The organism is Streptomyces sp. NPDC054847, from assembly GCF_053610925.1.
Genome location: NZ_JBSGZJ010000457.1, coordinates 1 through 5683, shown reverse-complemented (window position 1 = coordinate 5683; position 5683 = coordinate 1). Strand labels below are relative to the sequence as shown.

Below are 5683 nucleotides of genomic sequence, written 5' to 3'. Positions count from 1 at the left end.
GTCGCGTGGGGTCAGGCGAGCGGCCCGGTCACCTTCTCCACGGCGGCGACGAGCTGTCCGTCCCGTACGAACGTGTCCGCCGCGGCCAGGTCCGGAGCGAGGAACCGGTCCGGGCCGGGGCCCTCGACGCCCGCCGCACGCAGCGCCTCGATGGCGGCGCGCGAGGCCGGGGCCGGGGTGAGGTGGCGGCGCAGCTCTATGGCGCGGGTCGCCGCATACAGCTCGACGGCGATGACGCGGGTCAGGTTGTCCACGGCGGTGCGCAGCTTGCGGGCGGCCGACCAGCCCATGGAGACGTGGTCCTCCTGCATGGCGGAGGACGGGATGGAGTCGGCGGAGGCGGGGACGGCGAGCCGCTTGAGCTCGCTGACCAGCGCTGCCTGCGTGTACTGGGCGATCATCAGGCCCGAGTCGACCCCGGCGTCGTCGGCGAGGAACGGCGGCAGCCCGTGGCTGCGGTTCTTGTCGAGGAGCCGGTCGGTGCGGCGCTCCGCGATGGAGCCGAGGTCGGCGGCGGCGATGGCGAGGAAGTCCAGGACGTAGGCGACGGGCGCGCCGTGGAAGTTTCCGTTGGACTCGACGCGGCCGTCGGGGAGCACGACCGGGTTGTCGACGGCGGAGGCGAGCTCGCGGTCGGCGACCAGGCGAGCGTGGGCCATGGTGTCCCGGCCGGCGCCGGCGACCTGCGGGGCGCAGCGCACCGAGTACGCGTCCTGGACGCGGGGCGCTTCTTCCTCCTGGAAGTGGCCGGTGAGGCCGGAGCCCTCGAGGACGGCGAGCATGTTGGCGGCGGCGGCGCCCTGGCCCGGGTGGGGGCGGATGGCGTGCAGCTCGGGGGCGAGGACCTTCTCGGTGCCGAGCAGCGCCTCGAGCGTCAGGGCGGCGGTGATGTCGGCCGACTTGTAGAGGCGGTCGAGGTCGGCGAGCGCCATGACGAGCATGCCGAGCATGCCGTCGGTGCCGTTGAGGAGGGCGAGGCCCTCCTTCTCGCGGAGCTCGACGGGCGCGATGCCGTGTTCCGCGAGCAGCTCGCCCGCGGGGCGCACGGAGCCGTCGGGGCCCTCCGCGTCGCCTTCGCCCATGAGGGCCAGGGCGCAGTGGGACAGCGGCGCGAGGTCGCCGGAGCAGCCGAGGGAGCCGTACTCGTGGACGACGGGCGTGATGCCGGCGTTCAGCACGTCGGCCATCGTCTGCGCCACCTCGGGGCGGACGCCGGTGCGGCCGGAGCACACGGTCTTCAGGCGCAGGAACATCAGCGCGCGCACGACCTCACGCTCGACGCGCGGGCCCATGCCCGCGGCGTGGGAGCGCACGATGTTGCGCTGCAACTGGGCACGGAGCTCGGGGCTGATGTGACGGGTGGCGAGGGCGCCGAATCCGGTGGAGACGCCGTAGACGGGCTCGGGCTTGGCGGCCAGCGCGTCCACGATCCCGCGGGCCGCGGCGAGGGCGGCGACGGCCTCGGCGGAGAGCTCGATCCGGGCGCCGTGGCGGGCCACGGCGATGACGTCATCGGCGGTGGTACCGGACGTCCCCACCACGACTGTTTGCATATCCATATTCAGCAGCGTACGGATTGAATCCAAACCTGTCACCACCGGTACGCGGTCCGGCCCCTTACAAGCTGGTCACGGCGCGCGGCCGTCAGGGCTCGCTCCACGGCTCGTCCTCCTCCGCTTCCGGGCGGGCGTCCCGGAAGCGACGTCGGTCCTGCGCCGACCGGGGCGGGGAGTCCGCCAGCCGCATCACCGTGCCGTCCCGTCCGGCCACCACCGGCTTCGGGGAGCGCGCGGCCTTGGCCCGGTACTGCGCCGCGTCCGCCAGCCGGAAGAGCCGCCGGGCCGACGGCACCTCCCCGATCGGGTCACCGGTCGACGCGACGCCGCACGCGACGCCCTCGCCGAGCTCCAGTTCCTTCGCCCGTACGCACAGATCCTCGGAGACGCCGACCACCTCGTCGGCGCTCGGGCCCAGCGTGACCAGGCAGAACTCGTCCCCGCCGAGCCGGGCCGCCAGAGTTCCCGGCAGCATCGCCCCGCACAGGGACAGGACGGAGCCGAACCGTTCCAGCAGCCGGTCGCCGACCGCGTGCCCCTGGGTGTCGTTCACCTGCTTGAGCCCGTTGACGTCGCACACCACCAGGCTGACCACGGAACCGTCCGCCCGGTGCCGCTCGAGCGCCTCGTCGAGCCGGGTGTCGACGGCGCGACGATTGGCGAGGCCCGTGAGCGGATCGGTGAACGCGAGCCTGCGGACCTCCTCCAGCCGCTCGGTCTGCGCGATGCCCGCGGCCACGACCGACGCCAGGACGGTCGCGAAATCGGCGTCCTCCCTGTCGAACAAGGGCGCCGCTTCCGGCCTGGCCACGTACAGCTCGCCCCATGCCCTGCCGTGCAGCACGATCGGCGCGACGACGCAGCAGCCCCGGCCGCGCCGGCGCAGCGCCGCCACCCTCTGGTGGCAGTAGCCGTGCCCGGGCGTCGCGGGACCCTGGGCGGTCTCCACCCAAGCGTCCGGTTTCCCCCCGCCCGCCCAGCGTTCGTGCAGAAACTCGGTGATCTCGGGGAAACGGTTCACCGGATAGGTCTCGGACTCCGGGAACTCCTCCTCGTCCGGCGCGCGTTCACCCGCGTTCACGAGCACCCTCAGCCGCCCGCGCTCGCGCTCCCACACGGACAGGGCGGCGAACGACCCGGAGAGCGCACCGCAGGCGCCGAGGGCCGCCGCCCGCCAGGACTCGCGCGGGGTCGTCGCCGCGGCCATCGCCTGCGCCAGCGCCACCACGGCTCGCAACCGCCCATCCACCGCCATCCACCCAGCTTAGGGAGGTTTCCACCGATTTGATCAGATCTGCTGACCCGGGAAGTGGACCGGCCGCGAAACCGGTCCCCCGCTCACTCCCCCGGCCACTGCGGCTTCCGCTTCTCGTTGAAGGCCGCGACGCCCTCCGCACGGTCCCCTGAGAACGCGGTGGCCCGCCACGCCGCGTCCTCGACCTCGAGCCCGGCGCGCAGATCGAGCCCCTGCCCGAGCCGCATGGCCTTCTTCGCGTTGCGCAGCCCGACCGGGGAGTTCACCGCGATACGGGCGGCGAGCGCGAGCGCCTCGGGGCGGGCGTCCTCGGCGAGGACGTCGACGAGCCCCAACTCCCGCGCCTCCGCCGCCTCCACGCGCCGCGCCGTGAAGACGAGCTCGGCGGCGCGGGCGGCCCCCACCCTGCGGGGCAGCAGCTGCGTACCGCCACCGCCGGGGATGACACCCACGGATACCTCGGGGAGCCCCACGACCGCGGTCGCGTCGGCGACGATCACATCGCAGGACAGCGCCAGCTCGAAGCCACCGCCGAGCGCGAAGCCGTGCACGGCCGCGACGGTCGGCATCGGGAGCTCCAGCACACCGGTGTACGCGCGCCGGGCGGTGGGCCGCTGCCGCACCAACTCGGCGTCGGAGAAGGAGTTGCGCTCCTTCAGGTCGGCGCCCACGCAGAAGGCGCGCTCACTGCTCGACGAGACCACGGTCACCCGCACGTCCCGGTCCGCCGCGAGCGCGTCACAGGCTTCACCGATGGAACGGGCCATCTCGGTGGAGACCGCGTTCATGGCCTTGGGGCGGTCGAGGACGAGCTCGGCGACGTGGCCCTGCTCATGCCTGCGCACGACGACGAACTCGCCGAACCGCTGCTCGGACTCGGACATGGGGCACCCTCCCGGTTAACGATGGTTCACCGGGATCATAGGCCCGCCTCCGCTCCGCGGGGCCCTTTCCCCACCCCGCCCCTCCCCCAGCCGGGCTCCACCCGGAACCCGCACCACACCCGCCCTCTGCGCCCTGGTCGCCGCGGAACCCCCCGTCCCGCTGTACGGATCCGCCGCTCCGCCGCGTGAGGGCGTCCCCGCGGCCCCGGCCCTCGCTCCGCGCGCTGTCACGGGGCTCCACCCCCTACGCCTGGCGGCCCGCGGAAGGTGCCCCTGGGCGGGCTTGACTTCGCGTCGCGAAACCAGCCCGCCTGCTGGGGCATTTCAAGCCCCGCCGGCGATCGACCGCGGGGGCCCGGGCCTGGCTGGACATCGCTTCGCGAGTCAGCCTCCCGGCGGGAGCCTTGCAAGCCTCGCCGGCGATTGATGCGCGGGGTCCGGGCGGGCTGGACATCGCTCCACGAAACCAGCCCGCCTGCTGGGGCATTTCAAGCCCCGCCGGCGATCGAGGCGCGGGGGTGCGGGGGCAGGGCCCCCGAAACGCCGCGCGGAGCGCGGTGCGGGGTCCGGGGCCTGACCCGGTTACGGGAAAGGGCGGGGTGGGGAAAGCCGACCGGAGACGACGCGACCGCGGCGTCAGGACGGGCGACGCGAGAGGAGCCACGGCTCCACCACGCCGAGACCTCGCACCGGCCGCTGCCACATCGGCTGGAGCGCGAAGCGGTACGTGGGGACCTCGCGCCCCTCCTTCTCCGCCTTGACCGCTTCCTCCGCCGCCTCCGCCTCCGAGGCCGGCGCGTCCCCCGTCCTGATCACTTCCTCCGCGAACGCCCCGTCGACCAGTACGGCGTCCTTCGGAGCTATCGACGTCAGCCGGCTCGCCAGATTCACCGTCGTGCCGAAGACGTCACCCATGCGTGTGGTGACCGTGCCGAAGGCGATGCCGACCCGCAGCGCCGGCATCGACTCGTCGTCCGTCATCGTCTCGATGAGCCGCAGGGCGATCTCGGCGGCCGTGCCGGCGTCGTCCGCGGCGTACAGCACCTCGTCGCCGAGGGTCTTGATGAGCCGGCCGCTGTGGGCGGCGACCAGGTCCGCGCACGTGGTCTCGAAGGATTCGACGAGCTCGCCGAGTTCCTCCTCCTCCAGGCGGCGGGTCAGCCGCGTGAAACCGACCAGGTCGGCGAAGCCGACGGCGAGACGGCGGTCGACCATCTCCTCGTCGTCCGCGGCCTGCACGACACGGCCGGTCGCCGCCGCCAGCTGCCGTCGCCACACGTAGACGAGGAATTCCTCGAGTTCGGGCAGCAGCAGCTCGACCAGCGGATAGGTCACTTCGGTGCGGGTCATGCCGGGCTCGGGCGGCTCGGTGAGCCCTTCGAGGAAGGAGTCGATCTGCCAGTCGGCCAGCCGCGCGGTGGTCTGGCCGGTGGAGCGGGCGACCTGGACCGCCATGGGTTCGCTGAGCAGGCCGGCCTCGACCAGGCCGGCGAGCCGGCGAAGGGCCAGCACGTCCGCCTCGGTGAGGGCCTTGGCCTGTCCGATGTCGGCGAAGCCCATGGCCCGCCAGAAGCGGGCGGCGAGCTCCATGGAGACGCCGGCGGTGCGGGCCGCCTGGAAGGCGGTGTAGCGGCGCTCGGCGCCGAGGATCAGCTGTTCCAGCCGTATGGCCAGCGGGTCGTCCGACGGCTCCGCCGTGTGGTCGACCTCGTGGTGGGGCTTCGGGTGCACCGACCCGGAGGACCCGGACCCGGATCCCGAGGACCCCGATGACGAGGCGGACGCGCCGGAAGAGCCGTCCGACGGCGGCTGCGCGCCCGCGCCGGAAGTGGTGTCGTCGACGGTCACCAGCCGCCTCCTGCCCGTTCCCTGCGCAATGCCCTGCCGATCTGTCGCGCGATCGCCTCAACGATACGGCAGGTGTGCCCCAGCTCACGTCCCGGCGGCCGAGGAGGTTCGTCCACGGCGGCCGGGGACGGTGCGGTGGC

At 73.6% G+C, this 5683-nt stretch carries 4 protein-coding genes; all 4 read right to left on the bottom strand.

The features are described 5' to 3' along the window. Nucleotides 1-11 precede the first annotated feature (11 nt). Nucleotides 12-1559 carry a histidine ammonia-lyase gene (hutH, locus tag ACWGH4_RS29995; protein WP_453466448.1) on the bottom strand — a complete coding sequence of 516 codons (1548 nt, stop codon included), beginning with the start codon at nt 1557-1559 and terminating at the stop codon, nt 12-14. An 85-nt stretch (nt 1560-1644) separates the two neighbouring features. Next, nucleotides 1645-2811 (bottom strand): diguanylate cyclase domain-containing protein, encoded by a 1167-nt coding sequence (locus ACWGH4_RS29990; RefSeq protein WP_453466446.1) that lies wholly within the window; start codon nt 2809-2811, stop codon nt 1645-1647. Nucleotides 2812-2894: 83 nt separating this feature from the next. Beyond that, nucleotides 2895-3695: an enoyl-CoA hydratase-related protein gene (locus ACWGH4_RS29985; protein ID WP_441263872.1), complete on the bottom strand. Its 801-nt coding sequence runs from the start codon at nt 3693-3695 to the stop codon at nt 2895-2897. A gap of 636 nt (nt 3696-4331) precedes the next feature. Then, entirely contained in the window at nt 4332-5543 is a 1212-nt protein-coding gene (locus ACWGH4_RS29980; protein WP_053556990.1) for an adenylate/guanylate cyclase domain-containing protein, read from the bottom strand. Between the last annotated feature and the right edge of the window lie 140 nt (nt 5544-5683).